Genomic DNA, 21,119 nt, shown 5'->3' with positions numbered 1-21,119 from the left:
CATCTCGCGCGCCCGTCAGCGTCCGGCGAGGTTCTGGAGCGGCTTCCAGACCCGGTCGAGCACGGGGACGAGGATCACCGCGGTGATGCCGGTGGCGAGGATCGCGAGCAGGTACGAGCCGAAGAACCAGTACTCGAAGGTCTGGCCGAGGAACACCCAGTCGGTGATCGTGAAGAGCAGGCCCACGACGACGGCACTGACCGCGATCGCGGCGGCCCAGACGACCTGCTTGCCGGTGGTGCGCGGCTCCTTCGCGTAGTAGCCGATCAGGCCGGCGAGCAGGCCGACGAGACCGTTCGCGATGCTCCAGTTCCAGTAGGTCAGGAAGCCGTAGCCCATGATCTGGTCGACGATCGCGTTGCCGACGGCGCCGGTGAAGAAGCCGGCGACCGGGCCGAAGCGCAGGCCCACGAAGGGGATGATCGCGATCGCGGGACGGATCGAGATCATCGTGCCGGGGATGACGAAGCTCAGGGCGCCGAGTGCGCCGTAGAGCGCAGCGCCGACGGCGCCGAAGACGATGGTGCGCGACGAGACGGCCCAGGGGCCCGTCTTCGCGGCGGTGGAGGAGGCGGTCACGGGTGCGTCCTTTCGAGGGGGGTCTGCTCGGCACGGCGGAGGCGCCGGGCGAGGTCGAGCGGGCGGGGGAGGCGCCCGCTCGGGGGTCCGTGGCGCCGGGCGGCGCGCACGAAGTCGGTCTCGCGGAGCACCGCGCGGGGCTGCTCCGCCTCGGCGCCCGGCACGTGCCAGAGCGCCGCGTCGTGCACGATCTCGGCCGGAGTCGCGTCCGCGATGATCCCGCCGCCGTCGACCACCACGATGCGGTCGGCGCGGGCGAGCGCCATGTCGACGTCGTGGGTGATGAAGTAGACGCTGTCGATCCCGTCGATGGCCCAGACGGCGTCGAGGAAGTGACGCGACGAGCGCTCGTCCTGCCCGGCCGTCGGCTCGTCGAGGATGAGGGTCCGCGGTCGCAGCGTGAGGGCGAGCGCGACGGCGAGGCGGCGCTGCTGCCCGAACGAGAGCGTGCGGGGCGGGCGCTTCATGATGTCGGGGACGTCGTGCAGCGAGACGGCTCGGAGCGCGGCGTCGGCGATCGCGGGGATCTCCTCCTCCGGCACCCCGAGATTGCGCGGACCGAAGGCGAGCTCGGCCTCGACCGACTCGCTGAAGAGGGCCTGCCCGGGGTTCTGGAAGAGGTAGCCGCAGGTCGAGACCAGCTCGGCGGCGCTGAGCTCGTGCACGGGGCGCGCGTCGATCAGCACGCGGCCGCGGCGCGGGGTGACGAGGCCGACGGCGGCGCGCATCAGCGTCGACTTGCCGGCGCCGTTCCGGCCGAGGATCGCTACGCGCTCCCCCGCCTCGAAGCGGCGGTCGACGGCGGCGACCACGGTGCGCGCGCCGTAGCCGAGCTCGGCGCCCTCGAAGTGGAGGCGTGCGATCTCGCCCGGAACGCTGGTGGGAACCTCGACGGAGGTGTCCTCGTCGCCGTGATCGCGGGCGAGGAGCGCCGAGAACGGCAGCTTCACCGACTCCGCAGACGCCACCTCGAGGAACCCGGCGACGTCGCCCGAGTAGACGACCCGCCCCTCCTCGAGGTAGACCACCCGGTCGGGGTCGAGCGCGAGCACCTCGTCGACCCTGTGCTCGACGATGACGGCGGCACCGCCTCCGTCGACGTAGGCGCGCACCGCCCGCAGCAGCACGTCGGCCGCGTCGGGATCGAGGTTCGCCAGCGGCTCGTCGATCACGATGACGCGCGGCTCGAGCACCAGGATCCCCGCGAAGGCGACCAGCTGCAGCTGCCCGCCCGACAGCTCGTGCGGCGGGGTGCGCAGGAGCGGGGTCAGCCCGAGGCGCTCGGCGACCCGGTGCGCGCGCTCGCGGATCTCGGCGGGCGCGGTGCCGCGGTTCTCGAGGCCGAACGCGATCTCGGCGAGCACGCTGTGCCCGACCACCTGCTTCGCCGGGTCCTGGAGGAGTGTGCCGACCACCTCCGAGATGTCGCGCAGGGCGAGCGGAGTCGCCTCGCGCCCCTCGACCTCGATGCGGCCGGTCACCTCCGCCCGGTACGAGCGCGGGACGAGCCCGTTGAGCACGCGGAGCAGCGTGCTCTTGCCGCAGCCGGAGGGGCCCGCGACCAGCACGATCTCGCCGCTCGCCACCGAGAACGTCGCGTCGACCAGCGACGGCTGCTGCGCGTTGCGGTAGGTCACGCCGACGTTCTCGAGGCGGAGCAGCTCGGTCACGAGCGCGTGCCCTCCCGCCGCGGGACGGCACGTCGGCCGGTCGACGACCAGCTGCCGAGGAACTCCTGCTGCGCTCGGCTCGGCGCATCGATCGCGACTCCGAGCGAGGCCAGCTTGGTGCGTGCGACGCGGTCGTCGACCTCGGGCGGCAGCAGGTGCACGGCGGGCGCGAAGCTCCCGGACTCGCGGGCGAGCACGTCGATCGCCGCCGCCTGCACTCCGAACGAGATGTCCATGATCTCGATCGGGTTGCCCTCGCCGGCAGTGCAGTTGATGCAGCCGCCGTCGTCGAGCACGACGATCGAGCGGCCGTTCGGCAGACGGAAGCTCTCGAGCGCGTGCCCGATGCTCTCGCGGGTCGCGCCGGCGGCGAGCGCCGCGTCGATCGCGATCTCCTGCGCGACGCCTCCCGAGACCGCGACGGCCGCGCCCTCGGGCAGGGCCAGGAGGTGCTCGACGTCGATCGTGTGCGCGATGCCGGTCGCCGAGATCAGCAGGTCGGCCGTCGAGGCGGCGCTCTCGAGGGAGTCGACGTCGTATCCGGCGAAGACCGCCTCGAGCGCGCGCACGGGGTCGACCTCCGACACCGTCACGCGGGCGCCGAGCGCGCGGGCGTGCTGCGCGACTCCGCGGCCGACCGGGCCGAAGCCGGCGACCACGACGTGCGCGCGGTCGAGCGGAGTCGCGAGCAGGTCGAGCATGGTCAGCAGCGTCGACTGCCCGGTGCCGTGCCGGTTGTCGAAGAGCGTCTTGCAGCGCGCGTCGTTGACGGCGAGCACGGGGATGCGCAGGGCCCCCTCGCGCTCCATCACGCGGAGCGGACGGAGCCCGCTGGTGGTCTCCTCCGTCGCGCCGCGCAGCGTGTCGAAGGCCGCGGGGCGGTCGGTGTGCGCGAGCCGGGTCACGGAGGAGCCGTCGTCGACCAGGATGTCGAGCCGCTGATCGAGCAGCGCGAGCGCGAAGCCCCGGTCGTCTGCGGCACTCGCGTCGGACCGCGCGAAGACGGCGATCCCGGCGTGCTGCAGCGCCGCGGCGGTGTCGTCGTGGGTGTTCGAAGCGCCGCACATCACGCTCACGTCGGCGCCGGCGGCGGCGAGCTCGAGCGCCAGCGTCGCGGTCTTGGGCTCGAGCACCAGGACGAGGCCGATGCGCAGCCCGCGGACGCTGCCGCTCTCGCGGAGCTGCCCGGCGACTCCGCGGGTCACCGGCATGAAGCGCGCGGCCCAGTCGATCTTGTCCTGCCCCTGCTGCCAGAGCGAGGCGTCGCGGATGCTCATCGGAGGAGCTCCTCGGCGAGGGCGCGGTCGGCGCGGCGGTGGAGGTCGTCGGGCGACGCCGCCGGATCCTCGGCGGTCACCGTCTGCAGGGCGGTCGCGAATCGCGCACCGAGGCTCTCGCGGGTGCGTCGGGTCGATCCGTCGGCGATCTCGCGGGCGACGAGGAGGAACGCCTCCCGGTCGGCCTCGATCAGCCGGGCGATCCCGACGCGCCCCGAGGTGGGGTCGGTGACCGCGACGACGGCGGGCTCGGTCTCGCCCGCGTCGACGAGGAGGAGGGGGCCGCCGGTCCCCAGGGCGTCCGGGGTGACGGGCGCGGCGAGCTCCCCCGTGGCGAACGCGAGGACCGCGTCGCCCAGGCGCGCCGCCTCCGCTGTCGCGACCGCGAGGCCCCGCTGCGCGAACTCGAGCAGGGCGACGGGGTCGTCGCCGACGACGACGACGCGGGCGCCCATCGCCGCGAGGCGGGTCGCGAGCTCGTCGGCGAGGGGGCCGGTGCCGAGCACAGCGATGCGGGTCTGCGCGAACGAGAGGTTGCTGGCGCTCGCGGTCGCTCGCACGACGGCCTGCGCCCAGGAGGCGCGCGCGACGGCCGAGACGACGCGCGACGCGGAGGCGTCGGCGGGCGGCGCCGCCTGCAGCAGGGAGCGCTCGCGCTCGCGGCGCGGCGGGGTGAGAGTGACGGGCATCGGCGCTCCAGGGGTCGGGACTCGCGCGCCCGATCGGCGCGGTGGTCCGCTCGGTGTCTCGGCGGTGGTCTAAGCGGTTAGCGTGCGACCATACTCGCGCCGTATTTCGGTCGGCCGCCCGTTTATTACGGCGACGTGAAACATTCGGCGGGGCGGGAAGTCCACGCCCGCTGCTCGAGATGCGACCTTCTGACGCTGGTGGATCTCGATGCGCCCGCTGCGCGGGCTACTCGATCAACGAGGAAGGTGGCCCTCGCAGAAGGGAACCGCTCGCCGGGGGTCCTCCTTTCTAGGAGACCCCCGCAAGCTCGCTGGTCGAGTAGCCGCCGCAGGCGGCGTATCGAGACCCACCAGCTTCAGCAGATCGGGCTTCCGACCTCGCCCTCCGACGCGGGTGGATCTCGATACGCCCGCTGCGCGGGCTACTCGATCAGCGAGGGAGGGTGCCTCGCGCAGAAGGCCCGCAGCGCCTCCCCCGCACACAGCGATGCGCCGGGCCCCCTCGGGAACCCGGCGCATCGCCTCCGTCACGGCTGCGATCAGCCCTTCAGGTGCTTCTCACGTCCTCGGCGCTGGGCCAGCAGCAGGAGTGCCGCGCCGCCGAGCAGGACCATGATCGCGGCCGAGCCCGTCATCGCCATGCTCGCGCCGTCGGTACCCGTCGAGGCGAGGCCGGCACGCGGTCCCTGAGGTCCGTGTCCGGGGACCGGGACCGTCGTGGAGTCGGTCGGTCGCGGCGTCGAGACGGGCGCCACGGCCGTCGGAGTGCTGGTGGGCGTGGCGGTCGGCGTCGGCGTCACGATCGGCGTGGCCGTCGGGGTGGCGGTCGGGGTCGGGGTCGGCGTGGCCGTCGGAGTCACGGTCGGCCGCGGCGTCGGCGTGGCGGTCGGGGTGACCGTCGGCGTCGCGGTGGGAGTGGCCGTCGGCGTCACCGTGGGGGTGACGGTCGGCGTCACCGTGGGCGTCGCAGTCGGGGTGACAGTGGGCGCCACCGTCGGAGTCACGGTGGGCGTGACCGTCGGGGTCACTGTCGGCGTCACGGTCGGCGTGACCGTCGGCGTCACAGTCGGGGTCACCGTGGGCGTCACAGTCGGAGTCACCGTGGGCGTCACAGTCGGGGTGACCGTAGGCGTCACTGTCGGCGTGACCGTCGGAGTCACGGTGGGGGTGACCGTAGGAGTCACAGTCGGGGTCACCGTGGGCGTGACCGTAGGAGTCACAGTCGGGGTCACCGTAGGCGTCACTGTCGGCGTGACCGTAGGAGTCACGGTCGGCGTGACGGTCGGAGCCACCGTAGGCGTGACCGTCGGAGTCACCGTAGGCGTGACCGTCGGAGTCACCGTAGGCGTGACGGTCGGGGTCACCGTGGGCGTGACCGTAGGAGTCACCGTAGGCGTGACCGTCGGAGTCACGGTCGGCGTGACCGTAGGAGTCACCGTAGGCGTGACCGTCGGCGTCACCGTCGGGGTCACTGTAGGCGTGACGGTCGGAGTCACCGTGGGCGTCACCGTCGGGGTCACCGTAGGCGTGACAGTCGGAGTCACAGTCGGAGTCACGGTCGGCTCCGGCGCCGCAGTGCAGGCCGACGAGACGAACCGGTTGCTGTCGAGCGTCACCGCACCGTTCCGCGCGAGCGCCCGCCCGTCGACGGTGGTGCTGGTCGTCACCGTGATCGACGCCAGCGCGAGGATCGAGCCCGAGAAGCTGGAGGCGGTCCCGAGGGTGGCCGAGCTCCCGATCTGCCAGAACACGTTGCACGCCTGAGCGCCGTTGACGAGCGACACCGAGCTGGCGGTCGCCGTCGTCAGAGCGCTCGCGACCTGGAAGACGAAGATCGACCCGGGCACTCCCTGCGCGTCGAGCGTCACCGTTCCGGTGATCCCGATCGGGCCGGAGGACTTGTAGACGCCGGGCAGGAACGTCCGGCCGACGAGGTCGCCGGCGATGTCGTCGTCGGGCGCCTGCGAAGCGAGCTGGTCGTAGGCGATGACGAGGTCGGACTGAGCCTGGATCGCGACGGCGTCGGCGGCATGCGTCGTCCCGTTCACGATGCCGGGCGGGAACCCTGTGATCGCCGTGCCCGGGCTGACACCCAGGTCGTCGGGCAGCACGGTGGGTCCCGTGTTGGTCACGGTCGAGCCGCCCAGCACCGAGAAGTCGCCCGCCGTGCCGAGGTCCGGTGCCGTCGCCGCCTGAGCGGGCGAGCCGACGATGAACCCGACGGCGAGGACCGCGATACCCGCAGTCGCCGCGACGGCTCCTCGAGCTCGATGCAGCCGACGTAGACGCCCGGTGGCGCGATCGGACGGATGACGTTCGGACATGTGCGGCATGCAAGGCCAGCGATCTGCTCACGTCAGCGTGAGCCCGTACACCCGAGGTGAGTGGATCGCAGGGTAAGCACGCGGAGTGGTCCGGGTAAAGGTACGTCGGGTCACGACGCGAGCGGATTTCCAGCGATTCCGCGAATGTCGCCTACTGCGTGACTCTTTCGGGGGGTGTGACGTGATGTACCCGACCCCCGATCCGCCCCCCTCGGCCGTGTCCTAGGCTGACCGGATGTCCCCCCGGCCCCGGCGCCCCACCCTCGCCGATGTCGCGCGGGCCGCGGGCACCTCGGCCACCGTCGTCAGCTACGTCGTCAACAACGGCCCGCGCCCGGTCTCGAGCGAGCTGCGCGCCCGCGTCGAGGAGGCGATCGACGAGCTCGGCTACCGCCGCAACTCCCTGGCCGAGGCGCTGAGCGTCGGCCGCTCGAACCTCGTGGGCGTGCTCGTCCCCGACTCCTCGAACGCCTTCTTCGGCGAGCTGGCGCGCCACGTCGAGCACGAGGCGCGCAGCCGCTCCTTGCTGACGCTGCTCGGCAACACCGAGTACGACCCGGAGGTGGAGCGCGGCTACGAGCGGACCTTCGCCGACCTCCGCACGGCCGGCACCCTGCTCGTCACGATCGATCCGGCGAGCGCCGCCGACTCCGCCCCCCGCGTCTTCCTGCACTCCGCCCCGCCGACCGACGCCGAGCCGAGCGTGGTGTTCGACGACGAGCAGGGCGCCCGATCCGCCGTCGCCCACCTGCTGGCGCACGGCTACGACGACCTGCACTGCGTGACCGGACCGGACGACTTCGGCCCCTCCGGCCTCCGCGCCCGCTACTGGGCCGAGGCCGTCACCGAGGCGGGAGGCCGCGTCGACGGCCGCCTGCACCGGGTACCGATGGACCGCGTCTCAGCCGAGCAGGAGCTGCGGCACGTCCTCCGCTCCGAGCGGCCGCGCGCCGTCTTCGCCACGACCGACGAGCACGCCCTGGCCCTCCTCCGCGCGGCGTCCCAGGAGCGGATCGACGTCCCCGCCGAGCTCGCGATCGTCGGCTTCGACGGCATCCGCGAGGCGCTGCTCGGAGGCGTCCGCGTCACGACCGTCGCCGTGCCCGTGCGCGACATGGCGCGCATCGCCTTCGAGCTCCTCGACGAGTCGGCCACCGGCGCCGGCCCCCGCCACGTCCTGCTGCCCACGACCCTCGTCGTCGGCGAGACCTGCGGCTGCCCGCCGTCCCTCTGACCACCTCCGGCTCGCAGAACCGCGTTCGGCTCGCAGAAACCGCTGATTCCTGCGAGCCGAACCGGATTCCACGAGCCGGAGGTCACTCCGGAGGCGCGCCACGCGTCAGCAGCGCGCCCCCCGCGCGTCAGCCCAGAGCCCCGAGCCGCCCGATCACGCCCTCGCCCAGCTGCGCCACGTACCCCTCCGGGTCCGGCCCCTGCGGCGACAGCTCGACCAGCGAGATCCCGAGCGCCGCGTACTCCTCCATCGCCCGCACGAATCCGTCGGGGTCGCCGATCGGGTCGCCGCCGCCGATGATCGTCTTGGTGATCGAGTCGTAGTCGCGCCCGACGTCGTCGCAGTGCTTCCGCAGCACGTCGAGCTTGTGCGCGACCCCCTCCGCGCCGATCGCGAACAGGTTGCACGCGTCGCCGTACTCGGCGACCAGCCGCAGCGTCTTCTTCTCGCCGCCGCCCCCGATCAGGATCGGCGGGCCGGGCTGCTGGATCGGCTCCGGGTGGTTCAGCGTCTCGGCCAGCTGATAGTGCGTCCCGTCGAACGGCCCGTCGTCATCGCTCCACATCTGCCGGCAGATCCGCAGCGTCTCCTCGAGCCGCTCGAACCGCTCCTTGAGCGGCGGGTACGGCACTCCGAGCCCGAGGTGCTCGCGCTCGTACCAGGCCGCCCCGATGCCGAGCATCGCCCGCCCGCCCGACAGCACGTCGAGCGTCGTCACGATCTTGGCGAGCAGCCCCGGGTGCCGGTACGTCACTCCGGTCACGAGCAGCCCCAGTCGGAGGCGCTCCGTGCGTCCCGCGACGAACCCCAGCGAGGTGTACCCCTCGAGCATCGGGTCCTCGCTCGTCGCGAACTGCTCCATCTGGAAGTAGTGGTCCATCAGCGTGAACCACTCGCAGCCGACGTCCTCCGCCGTCCTCGCCGTGGCTCCGAGGATCGGAGCGATCCCCGCACTGCCGCCCGGGAGCGTGAAGTTCATGAAGTGAATGCCTACCTGCATCGTTCCTCTTCCCTGTCGTCCGAATCCCCCACGCCTTCATGATGCGCCCCCGGCATGACGGACACTCCCGGCACCGCCTCTCAGATGATGAAGGTGTCGATCACCGACCGGTCGCCCCGGTAGCGCGAGAAGCCGTAGTCCAGCGGCGTCCCGTCGGCGGCGCACACCAGCCGCTCGATGTGGAAGATCGCCATCCCCGGCGCGATGTCGAGCAGGTCGGCGGTCCACGCGTCCGCGTTCACCGCGCTGAGCCGGAGCCGCCGGGCCTGGCCCCGCTCGCCGCGCAGCCGGGCGATCGAGTCGGGCAGGTTCCCGACCAGCGGAGTGTCGAGCAGGGTCGGGAAGCGCTCGAACGGCACCCAGCTCGTGCGCAGCCGGCTGGGGACGCCGTCGAACGAGATCAGCGACTCGATGAAGAAGGCCCGCTCGTCGACCAGCTCGAGATTGCGGCGCACCGCCTCGGGGGCGCGAACGAGCTGCACCGTGAGGTTCACGAAGCTCAGGTGCGGCGACTCCCCGCTGTCGCCCGCGGTCGAGTCGCCGTAGACCGTGACGTCCTCGGCCGTCCGCGCGAGGCTCACCGAGGCCACCGGCATCACGCCGAAGGTGCCGGAGCGGGGCGCGCGGGTGATGATCCGCTGCTCCTTCAGGAGGGCGAGCGCGGCCCGCAGCACATTCCGCGTGGTCTCGTAGAGGCTGAGCAGCTCCCACTCGTACGGCAGCGGGCCCTCGAACCGGCCCGCGACGATGTCGGCCCGGATCAGGTCCGAGACCTGCCGGGCCGCGTCCGAGCGGCGGTGGAAGCCGACGTACCCACGGCCGATCGCGGAGTCGGGGAGGGGGTCGGTCCAGCACGCGGGGACGGGCGGCGCAGGCCGGGGGTCGGTCATGAGCGCGAGCCTACTCAGCGGACGGGCTCCACAGCTCGAGCACCCGTTCGAGCGGCCACACCTCGCCGATCTTGGCCTGGATGTCGAACAGGTTGGCCTCGTGGACGCTCGCGAGCCGGTCGCCCACCGCCTCGCGCACCACGATCGGCACGAAGCCGTGCTGCATCGCGTCGGTCGCCGTCGCGCGGATGCAGCCGCTCGTCGACAGCCCGGCGAGGATCACCGTGTCGATCCCGCGCGCCCGCAGACCGGAGGCGAGGGAGGTCCCGAAGAACGCGCTGGGGTACTGCTTGGGCACCAGCGTGTCCTGCGGCAGGGCCTCGAGCCCCTCGATGAACGCGCCGTACGGGCTCCCCGGCAGGTAGGCGGCGAGCGCCGGCACCTTGCGGAAGAACACTCCCGCGTCCGAGCCGTCGGCCGCGAGCGACATGGTCGTGACCGCGACGTGCACGCCAGCGGCACGCGCGGCCGCGAGCAGCTCGCGCATCCGCTCCACCGGCTCCTCGACACCGGCGTAGAGCGCGCACTCGGGATCGGTGTACGCGCGCACCGGGTCGACGACGACGAGCGCCGTCCGCGTGCCGGGCGCGAGGTGCCCGGCGAGGCCCGCCGCGGCGTAATCGGCGGCGTCAGGAGTAGTGGGGGTCACGGGTGGTCCGTTCTCATCGGGAGGGAGTGGAAGGGGGGAGGGGGCGGGTCACGACCGCGACGGAACGGCCGCCACCGGAGCGATCCCTCCGCGCGGCCCGAAGGCCGTCACGAGCGCTCCGAGCAGACCCAGCCCCGCGAAGGCGAGCACGGCGGTGCGGATGCCCGCGACGAAGGTCTGCACATCCGCGCCGGCGAGGTCGCTCAGCGACCCGTCGTAGGCGGCCGCCTGCTGGGCCAGTGTCAGCCCCCCGGTGGCGATGGCCAGCGCGATGGCCGTGCTGAAGAGGTAGCCGGCGTTCTGCAGAGCCGCGCGGATCGCGTTGGCGATGCCGCGCCTCCGCTCGGGCACCCGCGACATCAGGGCCGACGTGCTCGGAGTCATGAAGGTGCCGATGCCCGCGCCGACCGCGCCGAGAGCGGCCGAGGTGATCCAGCCTCCGTCGGGGGCCGAGAGCGAGAACGCGAGCACTCCCGCGCCCGCCGCGATGAGCAGCATGCCGATGGTCGCGAGCGATCGGGCTCCGAACCGCCGGGCGAGCACGCCGGCGGCCACGGCGGCGAGCGTCGTCCCGATCGGGGCCGGCAGGATCCGCACCGCGGCGTCGAGCGCCGAGAGTCCGTCGACGGCCTGGAAGGACAGCGACGCGAGCAGGATCATCGCGTAGCTGCTCAGCGCGCAGAGCGCCGCGGAGGCGTAGAGCGTGATCGTCGCCCGGTCGCGGAAGATCTCGGGATCGATCAGCGGATGCGTCGCCGAGCGCTGACTCCAGACGAAGCAGGCGGCCAACAGCACCGCCCCGCCGGCGACCGCGATCAGCTGTGGAGACGTCCAGCCCGCGGATCCGCCGATCGAGACCGCCGCGACCATCGCCCCGACCGCGCTGATCGAGAGCAGCGCCCCGAGCAGGTCGAGCCGCTCGCTCGAGCGGGGCGTCGTGCGGCGGGGGACGACGCGCAGCGACCAGACCAGGCTGAGCAGGCTGATCGGGATCCCCGCGAGGAAGATCCAGCGCCAGCCGAGCGTCTCGGTGACGAGCCCGCCCGCGAGCGGCCCGACCACCTGGCCGACGGCGGCGACGGTCGCGTTCAGACCGAGACCGACGCTGAGCGTCCGCTCCGGGAACGCGTCGGTCAGCAGGGCGGTCGTGTTCGTCACGATCGACGCCGCTCCCACTCCCTGGACGAGGCGCGCCGCGATCAGGAACCCGGCGTTCGGAGCGAGGCCGCACGCCAGCGAGGCCAGCAGGAAGACGACGATCCCGGCGATGTAGAGCCGGCGCCTCCCGACGATGTCGGCGATCCGCCCGAACACCAGGATCAGGGTCGTCGTGCTCAGCATGTAGGCGAGGAGCACCCAGCTCGACTGCGTGCCGGTCGCCCCCAGGTCGCGGCTGACGTCGGGCAGGGCGATCACGAGCGCGCTGGAGTTGAGGAAGACCAGCACCACGCTGAGGCTCGAGGTGGTGAGGATCTTCCAGGCGGTGCGCTGGACGTCCTCGGGGTCGGGGGTGGAGCTAGTGATGCGGAGAGCCCTTCGTCGGCGGACCCGGCGGGGTCGGCAGGTGGTGCGCGGTCGCGTCCTGGAAGGCGGCACACGCAGAGAGGCAGAGTCCGTCCGACCAGGGGCGCCCGACCAGCTGCACTCCGACGGGCAGTCCGTCGGAGGCGAAGCCCGCGGGCATCATCAGGGCCGGGAAGCCGAGGTAGTCGAACACCCGCGTGTTGCGCGGGATCACCTCGTGCAGGTTGAAGCGCTCTCCGTCGACCGACATCGTCAGGTCGGCGAGCAGCGGGGCGGTCGCGCCGACGCCCGGGGTCACGAGCAGATCGACCCGCGCCGCGTCCATCCGCTCGAGCACGTCGCGCTGCACCAGGGGGCGTCGGCGGAGCGCGCGGAGGTAGTCGGCCGCGGACGGCACGGAGCTCAGCTCGAAGCGCGCCCGGGTGCCGTCGTCGAAGAGCTCGGCCCGCGCGGCGTTCGCCTCCTGGTTCGAGGCCAGCTCGCCGTAGAACACGGTCCAGCCCTCGGAGTCGGCCTCGCCGATCCCCTCGAGCTCGAGGTCGACGATCTCGGCGCCGAGGCCGCGGAGGGTGTCGAGGGCGCTCTCATAGGCGTCGAGCACCGAGCGATCGACCCGCTCCACGAACCAGCCGCGCGGGGCGCCGATCCGAAGGCCCTCGAGCACGGAGTCGTCCAGCGCCAGGGGCGGGATCGTCGCGGGGACGACCGGGTCGACTCCGTCGGGCCCCGCGAGCACGGCGAGCGCGAGCGCGAGGTCGCGCGCCGAGCGGGCCATCGGGCCCACGTGGTCGAGCGTCCACGAGAGGCTCGCGACTCCCGTCCGGGGCACGAGACCGTAGGTCGGCTTGATGCCGGTCGTGCCGCAGAGGGCGGAGGGGACGCGGATCGATCCGCCGGTGTCGCTGCCCAGCGCGAGGGGCACGAGGCGCGCCGCGAGTGCCGCGCCCGAGCCGGTGGAGGAGCCGCCGGTCCAGCGCAGCGGATCCCACGGGTTCCGCACCGCGCCGTAGCGCCGGCTCACGGGGCCGCCGCAGGCGAACTCGGTCGTCGCCGCCATGAAGACGGGGATCGCCCCCGCCGCTCGGAGGCGCGCCACCGCGGTCGCGTCGGCCGGCGCCACGCGGTCGCCGGTCTGCAGCGATCCGCTGGTCACGATCGCGCCCTCGACGTCGATGATGTCCTTCACCGCGAACGGCACGCCCTCGAGCGCCCGCGCGGAGCCGTCGGCCCAGCGGCGCGTGCTCTCGGCCGCCGCCTCCGCCGCCCCGTCGATCAGCCGCAGCACGGCATCCGCCCGGACACCGTCGGCGACCCAGAGCGGAGCGAGCGCCTCGAGCACCGCGGTCGGAGTCGAGCGCCCGGAGGCGAAGGCCGCGAGCAGCTGCTCGACACCCGCGCCCACCGGATCGAACGGCTCCGCCGGCTCCATCGCGCGCGGCTCCGGCACCGGCCGGGCACCCGCGACCGCCTCGGCGAGCAGCCGGTCGAACAACTGAGCGCTGTGCCCCGGCTCGGCCGCCAGAGCGCTCGGCGAGGCAGGCAGCGGACGCGCTCGGCTCGCCTCCAGAGCGCTCTCGAGCTGCGGAGCGATCGACGCCAGCACCGCCTCGTAGACGCCGCTCACACCGTCGCCAGGTCGGGCGCCGCATGCACCTCGGCGAGGTAGCGGAAGACGCCCGGCGAGCGATCGGTGCCGAGCGGGAAGGCGGCGCGCGCCTCCGCGACCTCGGCGACGTCGAGACTCGCCGCGATCATCGCCCCGGCGGTGTGCGGCGGGGCCGTCTCGACGAGCTCGCCGCGCGGCGACACGATGCACGAGCGGCCGAAGTAGCTGACGGTGCGTCCGTCGACCGTCTCCTCTCCCCCGCGGTTCGGCGCGACGATCCAGGTCTGGGTCTCGAGCCCGCGCACCTGCAGCTCCTGGGTGAACAGCGTCTCGCGGAACCCCATCGACGAGACCAGCACGAGCATCACCTCCGCTCCCGCCGCCCGCGAGGCCAGCCAGTACTCGGGGAACGAGCGGTCGTAGCAGATCAGCATCCCGAAGCGGGTGCCGAACGCGTCGAACATCACCGGCCCGGTGCCCGAGGCGAAGAAGTGCTTCTCGTCGACCGCCGAGAGCGCGTTCGTCGGGATGGACGTCTTGCGGTAGCTGGGCACGGGGTCGCCGTGCAGGTCGGTGCCGACGACGAGCTCGCCCGCGGCGTCGATCATCACGGCGGAGTTGTACTGCACGTCTCCCGCGTCCTCGTACAGACCGAAGACCACGCCGGTGCCCAGCCGGCGGGCCGCCGCCGCGAAGCGCTCCGTGTCGGGCCCCGGCACCGACTGGGCCCACGAGCGGTGCTCCTCGTTGTGCCCGCCGCAGAAGTACGGCGTCGTCGCGAGCTCGGGGAACACCACGAGGTCGACGTCCGGAGCCGCGGCCTCCTCGAAGAGGGCGAGCAGCTCGTCCACCGCCGCCCCGTGGTCGGCGGGGGTCTCGCCCGACTGCACCACCACCACGTTCAGCACCGGGGCGCCGCTCATGCCGGCACCACCGCGTTCCTGGTCGCCATCAGCGGCTGGATCCGCTGGCCGAAGTCGTCCATGCCCTCGAGGAAGTCGTCGAAGACGAGCATGATCCCCTTGGTCCCCTCGACGGACGCGGCCTCGTCGAGCATTCGGGCGACCGACTCGTACGAGCCGACCAGGGTGCCCATGTTCATGTTCACGGCGCCCTCGGGCAGTGCGATGCGGGTGGCGGTGTTGCCGTTCTCGGCATTCACGTCGGCGGCCGCCTGGCCGCTCATCCAGGCGATCGCCTCGTGGTCGACGCCGTCGTTGTAGAGCTTCCACTTCTCCTGCGCGGCCTCGTCGGTCTCGGCGGCGATCACCATGAAGAGCACGTAGCTGCCGACATCGCGGCCGGTCTTCTCGGCCGCCTCGAGCAGGGCCTGGTTCTGCGGCGCGTAGGCGGTCGGCGTGTTGACGCCGACGCCCATCGAGAAGTTGTAGTCGGAGTAGGTCGCCGCGAACTCCATGCCCGCCGAGCTCTGCCCGGCCGAGACGATCGGGATGTGCGAGGTGGGCTGCGGCTTCATCACGCAGTCCTTCATCGTGAAGAACTCGCCCTGGAAGTTGGACTCGCCGGTCTCCCACAGCTCCTTCATGACCTGCATGTACTCGGTCTGGTAGCGGTAGCGGCGCTCGAAGTGCACGGCGTCGCCGGGCCAGAGGCCCATCTGGTCGTACTCGACCTTCTGCCAGCCGGCGACGAGGTTCAGGCCGAAGCGGCCGTGCGAGATGGAGTCGACGGTCGCGGCCATGCGCGCCGCGATCGCGGGCGGGATCGTCAGCACGGCGGTGGTCGCGAACAGCCTGATCCGCTCGGTCCGCGCCGCGAGGCCGGCCATCAGGGTGAACGACTCGAGGTTGTAGTCCCAGAACTCGCTGGGGCCGCCGAAGCCGTGCAGCTTGATCATCGAGAGCGCGAAATCGAAGCCGTAGTCCTCGGCCTTCTGCACGATCTCGAGGTTGAGATCGAAGGAGGGCTTGTACTGGGGCGAGGTGGTCGAGATGAGCCAGCCGTTGCTGCCGATCGGGATGAAAACGCCGATGTCCATGAGGTCCTTCTTTCGTCTGTCGGCCGAGGCCGTGGGGGTTCGGAGGAGGGGGTCAGGCCGGAGTAGTCGTGCGCGCCTTCGCCGCGGCCTGCGCGGCCGACCGGACGGCGTGCCTCCGGATCGTCTGCGACACCGCGACGGCGACGATGAGGGCGCCGCCGTAGAAGAGCTGCTGCACGAAGTTCTGCGCGCCGAGCATCTGCAGCCCGACGACGCCCGAGAAGAGGAAGTACACCGCGATGAAGGTGCCGATCGCGTTGAAGCGCCCGGGGAGGATCGCCGTCGCACCCAGGTAGCAGGCGGCGAAGGCAGGCAGGAGGAACGACTGGCCCGATGAGGGGTCGGCGCCGCCCAGCGTGCCCGCGTAGACGATCCCCGCGACGCTCGCCGTGAGGCCCGCCCCGACGAAGGCGCCGACGCGCAGGCGCCGCACGTTGAGACCGCTGAGCTCGGCGACCTGGCGGCCCATGCCGACGAAGAGCAGTCGGCGGCCGACCGGGGTCGAGGTCAGCACGACCAGCACGATCAGCGTGGCGGCGAGGCCGTAGACGAACGCGAGCGGCAGCCCGAGCACGCCGCGCCAGCCGACGGTCGCCTGCACCAGCGCCGAGTCGACGCCCGTCACCGACGAGGCGTTGCTCATCCACTGGATGAGGCCGATCATCAGCGTCGAGGTCCCGAGGGTGACGATGAACGAGTCGATCCTGAACGCGACCGTCAGCAGTCCGTTGACGAGGCCGACGGTGATCCCGACCGCGACGGCCGCGAGGAGGGAGACACCGAGCGGCAGGCCCATCTGCGCGTTCAGCACCGCGACGGTCATGGCCGAGAGCGACATCGTGGAGGCACCCGACAGGTCGAACTCGCCCGCGGTCAGCGGGAAGAGGAAGCCGAGGGCGAGGATCAGCAGCACCGACTGCGAGCCGAAGACGTTCTGCAGGTTGCCGAGAGTGAAGTACGTGTCGGGCAGCGCGATGCTGAAGGCGATCACGATGACCGCCCAGGCGCCCAGCAGGGCGTAGCGCTCGGTGTGCGCCCACGCGAACCGGGGGCGGCTCGGGCGGAGGAGGACGGTCTCGACGGGGCGGTCGACGGTGGTGGACATCAGGCGGTCTCCTTGACGGTGCGCGAGGCGGAGGAGGGGGCGGCGCCCGCGCCGACGAGCAGCTCGGCGGGCTCGACGAGGCTGGCGACGACGGCCGAGGCGATGGCGTCGCGGTCGAGGCGATCCCCCTCGAGCACGTCGTGGACCCGGCCGTGCGCGAGCACGACCACGCGGTGGCAGACGGAGGCGAGCTGGTCGTAGTCGGTCGAGGCGCAGACGATCGCGACCCCCGACTCCGCCGAGCGCCGCAGCATCGAGAAGATCGCCGCGCGGGCGCCGACGTCGATGCCCTGGGTCGGCTCCTGGAGCAGCACCAGCCGCGGCTCGTCCTGCATCCACTTCGCGAGCACGGCCTTCTGCTGGTTGCCTCCGCTGAGGGTGCCGAACAGCGCCGACGGATCGCCGGGCCGCACGTCGTACTCGGTGGTGAGGCGACGGGCGAGCTCGCTCTCGCGGGCGGGCGAGAGCCCGAGCATCCCGCGGAGGCGCCCGAGCACCGGGAGCGACACGTTGTGCTCGACGCTCAGGCCGCCGACTCCGCCCTGCGTCTTCCGGTCGGCGGGCACGTAGACCGTGCCGGCCGCGATCGAGGTGCGCGGGTCGGCGAGCGAGAGGTCGGTGGTCGAGCCGTGCAGGGTGAGGCTCCCGGTCGCGGGCATCGCGCCGTACAGCGCGGGCAGCACGTCCTCGACCCCCGAGCCGGCGAGGCCGGTCACTCCGAGGATCTCGCCCGGCGCCACCTCGAGGTCGAGGCCGTCGACCACTCCTGCGGTCAACGAGCGCACCGTGACCACGGGCGCACCTCCCGCGAGGAGCGCCGTCGACCGTGCCGGCGCCTCGAGACCCCGGCCGACGATCAGCGAGACGAGCTCGTCGGCCGTGGTCGTGGCGGTGTCGCAGTGCGCCTGGACGCGGCCGGCGCGCAGCACCGTGACCCGGTCGGCGTGCTCGAGCACCTCGGCCATGTCGTGCGAGACCAGCAGCGCCGACATGCCGCCGTCGCGCACCAGATCCGATACGACGCGGAACAGCAGATCGGCGTCCTCCTTGGGCAGGAACACCGTCGGCTCGTCCAGCACCAGCAGCGTCCGGCTCTCGCCGAGCTCCGACACCGCGCGGAGGATCGCGACGAGCGCCCGCTGCGTGTCGGTCAGCGAGTCGACCGTCGCAGCGGGGTCGATCCCGACTCCGTAGCGCTCGAACAGCTCGGCGGCGGCCCGGCGCTCGGCGGCCCAGCGGATGAACGGCCCGCGACCGGCGACGACGCTCGCCAGCCGCAGGTTCTCGACCACGCTGAGCTGCCCGACGAGCGCGAGATCCTGGTGGACGAAGCTGATGCCCAGGCGGCGGAAGTACCCCGCGGGCACCGGCAGCGGCACCGCACGGCCGCGCACCTCGATCCGGCCGCCGGGCTCGGGAGCGTAGGTGCCCGAGAGCACCTTGATCAGCGTCGACTTGCCCGAGCCGTTCTCGCCCAGCAGCGCGTGCACCTGTCCCGGGCGGATGTCGAGGTCGACACCGTCGAGAGCCGTCAGACCGCCGAAGCGCATGGTCAGCCCGCGGATCGAGACGATCGGCTCGGCGGTCATTCCGGCAGTCCCCAGAGGGCCTGGTATCCGGCCACGTAGGCGTCGCCGTAGCCCTGCCCGGCGACCGGGGGCGTCCCCGCCTCGTCGACGTTGTCCTTCGTGAACACCTTGAGCGGCGTCTCCTGGTTGCCGTCCTCGACGATCGGCGCGCCGGTGAGCACTCGGCCGACCTGGTCGAGGGTCGCCCACGCGAGCCACTGCACGTTCTCGCCGATGTCCATCGTGAGGACGTCGCCCTCCTGCATGATCTTCATCACGTCGGGGGTCCCGTTGAAGGACGAGGTGAAGACCGAGCCGACCTTACCCGCGGCGGTGACGCCCGACTCCACGTAGAGCGTCATCGAGTCGTAGACCGGGAGCACGTAGTCGAGGTTCGGATTCACCTGCAGCTCCGACTGCACGGTCGTGGCGATCTTGGTGGCCCAGTCGGCGACCGGCACGTTGACGACCTTCACGGAGCAGCCTGGGCAGTACTCGTCGAACTCGGCCTGCATCGCGGCGACGATGCCGTCCGAGGGCGGCACCTCGGCCGAGGTGATGATCAGCATGTCGCCCTCGCCCTGCGTCTCCTTGATCGCCCAGTCGGCGTTGAGCGCGCCCGACTCGTTGAACGGGGCGGTGATCTGCGCGGCGATCAGCGGCTGCAGGTCCTCGGGGAGCTCGTCGCCGTTCTGGTAGGTGTGGCTGATGACGACGGGGATGCCCGCTGCCTGCGCCCGCTCGAGCGCGGGGATGATGAGCTCGCCGTTGACGCCCTGCGAGAGCAGGATCAGGTCGGCGCCCTGCGAGATCGCCTGGTCGATGCCGGCCGTGTGCTCGTTCGGCGTGCCCTGGTTGGTGTACTCGACCCAGGTCGCTCCGTACGACTCGGCGACCGCCGCCCCCTCCTCGTCGACGGCGGTGATGTAGGGCACCGCGCTCGAGTTGGGGATGTTGAAGATCGTCTTGCCGGCGATCCCCGACATGGCGAACGGCTCGGCCTCGAAGGTGAACTCGGGATCGACGCTGGCCGCCTCGATCTGCGCGGTGGCGTGGGCGACTCCCTCGCCGGCGTCGGCGGAGTCGGAGCTCGCGACGGCGCCGTTGGAGCAGCCGGCGAGCAGGAGGGTGCCGGTGATCGCGACGGCGATCCAGCCGGCGCGGCAGTGGGGTGCGGGAGACATGGCAGTCCTTCGGGCGCGGGAGGGCATGGCGCAGGAGCCCTCCGGGTCGGGGCGTGCAGGAGGCGGTGCGAGGAATGCGAGCGTGCCGCAGAGGTGGGGGCGGCCGCTCGGAGCAGTGTGCCCGGGGCGGTGGGAACCGGACTCTCACCGGCCCCGTTCCGGGTTGCTTGCGAATGTATCCGCCCGCTCGGCCCCGTTCCCGGGCGAGCGGTAAACACCGTCGAACACTTGGATTTCGCTGCTGTTAAGCCACCCCGACGGCGCTCAGGAGGGGCTCCGCGCCGGTGTCGCACCCGTCCGGGACCTCTGCGGACACGCCGCAGCGAACCGACACCGGCCGCCTCCGATCAGTGGAACCACCGACCGTTAGCGCCTCTGATCAGCCCTTCTCCGGTGCGGCACCCCATCGCCGCACGCCCCAGGAGCGGCCCGCCGCCCCACCACCGTCACCCGCGAGCGCCCATCGCCCCCCACCGGACACCCCCTGGCGAAACGCACTCGAAACGTGGCCCCGGCCGCTCTCGCCCGTCGTCCCGTCGGCGCCGGCGACTCACGCGCCATATCTCCCGCCACCGCCCGAGCTCACGCTCCCGCAGGTACCCTGTTTGCATGCAAACACCGGCCGCTCTCGATCTCGCGTACGTCACGCCGATCTACTCGCAGGGCGAGGCGGCCCGGATCATCCAGGCGCCGCCGAGCTCGTTCACGCGCTGGGCACACGGGCACCGCTTCAGACAGCGGCACGAAGGAGAGTGGGGGCACAGCGCTCCGCTGCTGACGGGAGTCAGAGAGGGACGCGGCGTGACGGTCCCCTTCACCGCGCTCGCTGAGGGCTACATCATCGAGTCGTTCCGTCGAGCGGGCCTCCCGATGGCGAGGATCCGACCAGCGATCGATGTCCTGCGCGACCGCATCGGCCTCGAGAACGCCCTCCTCAGTCAACGTCTGATGACCGACGGTGCCGAGATCCTGTTCGAGAACGGCGAGGGAGACCTCGTCGTCGTGCGCAATCAGCAGGGCGTGTTCAGGGAGGTCGTCCACGAGTTCCTGCGGAGCATCAGCTATCGCGACGGGTACGTCAGCCTGATCACCCTCCCGACCTTCGAGGGCGTCGATGTGGTCGTGGACCCGCTGAGGAACGCAGGCCAGCCGACCATCGCCCGCCTCGGAGTCCGTGTCGAGGACGTGCTCAGCCGGGTGCGCGCCGGCGAGCCCCTGGCCGAGGTCGGCGATGACTTCGGCCTCGAGCGTCGCGAGCTGCGATCGCTGATCATCCAGGCTGCGTGACGTGCCTGCGCCCCGGCTGCTCCTGGACCGATCTCTCGGCCAGCGAAAGCTGGTCGCCCGACTCCGCGAGGCAGGCTGGGACGTGACCACACTCGCCGAGTACTTCGGCGACGAACGGGCGCAGTCGATGCCCGATGAGGAGTGGATCGGTGAAGGGACGCGAGCGGGCTTCGTCCTCCTCGCGAAGGACCACATGATCGCGGCACGGCCCCTGGAAGCGAGGGCCGTCTACCTGCACGACGCCCGAGTGATCACCCTCGCTCGCGGAGATCTCACCGCCGAGCAGATGGGTGATCTCTGCCTCGAGCATGCTGCCGCCATCGACAGGATTGCGAAGGTCAGACCGCCTTTCGTGTTCTCCCTCTCGCCGTCGGGCCTGCGACGGAAACGACTGAACTGGCCCGCTGACTGACCTGAGTGGTCGATCCGACGCGCTCCTGCAACGACAGCACATCTACAGGACATGTCCGTCAAAACGGAAAACTTTGACATGTCGCGCGGAACTGTTCGTTGGGCTGACATTGTCGAACACGA

18 protein-coding genes are annotated in these 21,119 nt (G+C 72.0%); 3 read left to right on the top strand and 15 right to left on the bottom strand.

Annotation, left to right across the window (positions count from 1 at the left end):
• Window positions 1-15: 15 nt before the first annotated feature.
• The 5 genes from GRS92_RS10995 to GRS92_RS19045 form a co-directional block, all read right to left on the bottom strand.
• Entirely contained in the window at window positions 16-579 is a 564-nt protein-coding gene (locus GRS92_RS10995) for an ECF transporter S component (protein WP_159856171.1), read from the bottom strand.
• Window positions 576-2,249 (bottom strand): ABC transporter ATP-binding protein, encoded by a 1,674-nt coding sequence (locus GRS92_RS10990; RefSeq protein ID WP_159856169.1) that lies wholly within the window; start codon window positions 2,247-2,249, stop codon window positions 576-578. Before GRS92_RS10990 ends, GRS92_RS10995 begins: the two co-directional genes overlap by 4 nt.
• Window positions 2,246-3,526 (bottom strand): adenosylhomocysteinase, encoded by a 1,281-nt coding sequence (locus tag GRS92_RS10985; RefSeq protein ID WP_159856167.1) that lies wholly within the window; start codon window positions 3,524-3,526, stop codon window positions 2,246-2,248. Before GRS92_RS10985 ends, GRS92_RS10990 begins: the two co-directional genes overlap by 4 nt.
• Window positions 3,523-4,215: an NAD(P)-binding domain-containing protein gene (locus GRS92_RS10980; RefSeq protein WP_159856165.1), complete on the bottom strand. Its 693-nt coding sequence runs from the start codon at window positions 4,213-4,215 to the stop codon at window positions 3,523-3,525. The genes GRS92_RS10985 and GRS92_RS10980 overlap by 4 nt, the downstream gene beginning before the upstream one ends.
• A 539-nt stretch (window positions 4,216-4,754) precedes the next feature.
• Window positions 4,755-6,539: an ice-binding family protein gene (locus GRS92_RS19045; RefSeq protein WP_159856163.1), complete on the bottom strand. Its 1,785-nt coding sequence runs from the start codon at window positions 6,537-6,539 to the stop codon at window positions 4,755-4,757.
• A gap of 235 nt (window positions 6,540-6,774) precedes the next feature.
• Here GRS92_RS19045 and GRS92_RS10970 point away from each other — a divergent pair, with 235 nt between their 5' ends.
• Complete coding sequence (locus GRS92_RS10970; protein ID WP_159856161.1) at window positions 6,775-7,773, top strand: LacI family DNA-binding transcriptional regulator; 999 nt, start codon at window positions 6,775-6,777, stop codon at window positions 7,771-7,773.
• A 127-nt stretch (window positions 7,774-7,900) separates the two neighbouring features.
• Here the strand turns inward: GRS92_RS10970 and GRS92_RS10965 are convergent, their stop codons facing one another.
• The 10 genes from GRS92_RS10965 to GRS92_RS10920 form a co-directional block, all read right to left on the bottom strand.
• Window positions 7,901-8,773 (bottom strand): LLM class F420-dependent oxidoreductase, encoded by an 873-nt coding sequence (locus tag GRS92_RS10965; RefSeq protein ID WP_159856159.1) that lies wholly within the window; start codon window positions 8,771-8,773, stop codon window positions 7,901-7,903.
• Between the two features lie 80 nt (window positions 8,774-8,853).
• Window positions 8,854-9,663 (bottom strand): GntR family transcriptional regulator, encoded by an 810-nt coding sequence (locus GRS92_RS10960; RefSeq protein ID WP_159856157.1) that lies wholly within the window; start codon window positions 9,661-9,663, stop codon window positions 8,854-8,856.
• A 10-nt stretch (window positions 9,664-9,673) separates the two neighbouring features.
• A complete protein-coding gene (locus GRS92_RS10955) occupies window positions 9,674-10,312 on the bottom strand; it encodes an isochorismatase family protein (RefSeq protein ID WP_159856155.1) in 639 nt (212 codons plus the stop codon).
• Between the two features lie 48 nt (window positions 10,313-10,360).
• Window positions 10,361-11,758, bottom strand: coding sequence for an MFS transporter (locus tag GRS92_RS10950; RefSeq protein ID WP_159856153.1), 1,398 nt, complete (start codon window positions 11,756-11,758; stop codon window positions 10,361-10,363).
• 70 nt (window positions 11,759-11,828) lie between these two features.
• A complete protein-coding gene (locus GRS92_RS10945; protein WP_204162385.1) occupies window positions 11,829-13,460 on the bottom strand; it encodes an amidase in 1,632 nt (543 codons plus the stop codon).
• On the bottom strand, window positions 13,457-14,365 hold the full coding sequence (locus tag GRS92_RS10940) for a carbon-nitrogen hydrolase family protein (RefSeq protein WP_159856151.1): 909 nt from the start codon (window positions 14,363-14,365) through the stop codon (window positions 13,457-13,459). The genes GRS92_RS10945 and GRS92_RS10940 overlap by 4 nt, the downstream gene beginning before the upstream one ends.
• Window positions 14,362-15,441, bottom strand: a complete 1,080-nt coding sequence (gene rutA, locus GRS92_RS10935) for a pyrimidine utilization protein A (protein ID WP_159856149.1) — start codon at window positions 15,439-15,441, stop codon at window positions 14,362-14,364. Before rutA ends, GRS92_RS10940 begins: the two co-directional genes overlap by 4 nt.
• A gap of 52 nt (window positions 15,442-15,493) precedes the next feature.
• Window positions 15,494-16,546 (bottom strand): ABC transporter permease, encoded by a 1,053-nt coding sequence (locus tag GRS92_RS10930; RefSeq protein ID WP_159856147.1) that lies wholly within the window; start codon window positions 16,544-16,546, stop codon window positions 15,494-15,496.
• Window positions 16,546-18,135: a sugar ABC transporter ATP-binding protein gene (locus GRS92_RS10925; protein ID WP_159856145.1), complete on the bottom strand. Its 1,590-nt coding sequence runs from the start codon at window positions 18,133-18,135 to the stop codon at window positions 16,546-16,548. The genes GRS92_RS10930 and GRS92_RS10925 overlap by 1 nt, the downstream gene beginning before the upstream one ends.
• On the bottom strand, window positions 18,132-19,298 hold the full coding sequence (locus tag GRS92_RS10920) for a sugar ABC transporter substrate-binding protein (protein WP_159856143.1): 1,167 nt from the start codon (window positions 19,296-19,298) through the stop codon (window positions 18,132-18,134). Before GRS92_RS10920 ends, GRS92_RS10925 begins: the two co-directional genes overlap by 4 nt.
• A 609-nt stretch (window positions 19,299-19,907) precedes the next feature.
• Between GRS92_RS10920 and GRS92_RS10915 the strand changes: the two genes are divergently transcribed.
• Both GRS92_RS10915 and GRS92_RS10910 read left to right on the top strand, forming a co-directional pair.
• The gene (locus GRS92_RS10915; RefSeq protein ID WP_159856141.1) at window positions 19,908-20,585 is read left to right on the top strand and encodes a DUF433 domain-containing protein; all 678 of its coding nucleotides are present in this window, start codon (window positions 19,908-19,910) and stop codon (window positions 20,583-20,585) included.
• Between the two features lies 1 nt (window position 20,586).
• Window positions 20,587-20,997, top strand: coding sequence for a DUF5615 family PIN-like protein (locus GRS92_RS10910; protein WP_159856139.1), 411 nt, complete (start codon window positions 20,587-20,589; stop codon window positions 20,995-20,997).
• Window positions 20,998-21,119 lie beyond the last annotated feature (122 nt).

This window comes from Rathayibacter sp. VKM Ac-2754 (genome assembly GCF_009807095.1).
GTDB lineage: Bacteria > Actinomycetota > Actinomycetes > Actinomycetales > Microbacteriaceae > Rathayibacter.
This window is presented reverse-complemented; position numbering and strand designations above follow the sequence as displayed.

What these genes read in the sequence shown, in the direction of transcription:
- GRS92_RS10965 (WP_159856159.1), bottom strand. Translation starts at nt 8,773, where the DNA reads ATGCAGGTAGGCATTCACTTCATGAACTTCACGCTCCCGGGCGGCAGT.
- GRS92_RS10970 (WP_159856161.1), top strand. Translation starts at nt 6,775, where the DNA reads ATGTCCCCCCGGCCCCGGCGCCCCACCCTCGCCGATGTCGCGCGGGCC.
- GRS92_RS10980 (WP_159856165.1), bottom strand. Translation starts at nt 4,215, where the DNA reads ATGCCCGTCACTCTCACCCCGCCGCGCCGCGAGCGCGAGCGCTCCCTG.
- GRS92_RS10920 (WP_159856143.1), bottom strand. Translation starts at nt 19,298, where the DNA reads ATGTCTCCCGCACCCCACTGCCGCGCCGGCTGGATCGCCGTCGCGATC.
- GRS92_RS10915 (WP_159856141.1), top strand. Translation starts at nt 19,908, where the DNA reads ATGCAAACACCGGCCGCTCTCGATCTCGCGTACGTCACGCCGATCTAC.
- GRS92_RS10960 (WP_159856157.1), bottom strand. Translation starts at nt 9,663, where the DNA reads ATGACCGACCCCCGGCCTGCGCCGCCCGTCCCCGCGTGCTGGACCGAC.
- rutA (WP_159856149.1), bottom strand. Translation starts at nt 15,441, where the DNA reads ATGGACATCGGCGTTTTCATCCCGATCGGCAGCAACGGCTGGCTCATC.
- GRS92_RS19045 (WP_159856163.1), bottom strand. Translation starts at nt 6,539, where the DNA reads ATGTCCGAACGTCATCCGTCCGATCGCGCCACCGGGCGTCTACGTCGG.
- GRS92_RS10925 (WP_159856145.1), bottom strand. Translation starts at nt 18,135, where the DNA reads ATGACCGCCGAGCCGATCGTCTCGATCCGCGGGCTGACCATGCGCTTC.
- GRS92_RS10940 (WP_159856151.1), bottom strand. Translation starts at nt 14,365, where the DNA reads ATGAGCGGCGCCCCGGTGCTGAACGTGGTGGTGGTGCAGTCGGGCGAG.
- GRS92_RS10985 (WP_159856167.1), bottom strand. Translation starts at nt 3,526, where the DNA reads ATGAGCATCCGCGACGCCTCGCTCTGGCAGCAGGGGCAGGACAAGATC.
- GRS92_RS10930 (WP_159856147.1), bottom strand. Translation starts at nt 16,546, where the DNA reads ATGTCCACCACCGTCGACCGCCCCGTCGAGACCGTCCTCCTCCGCCCG.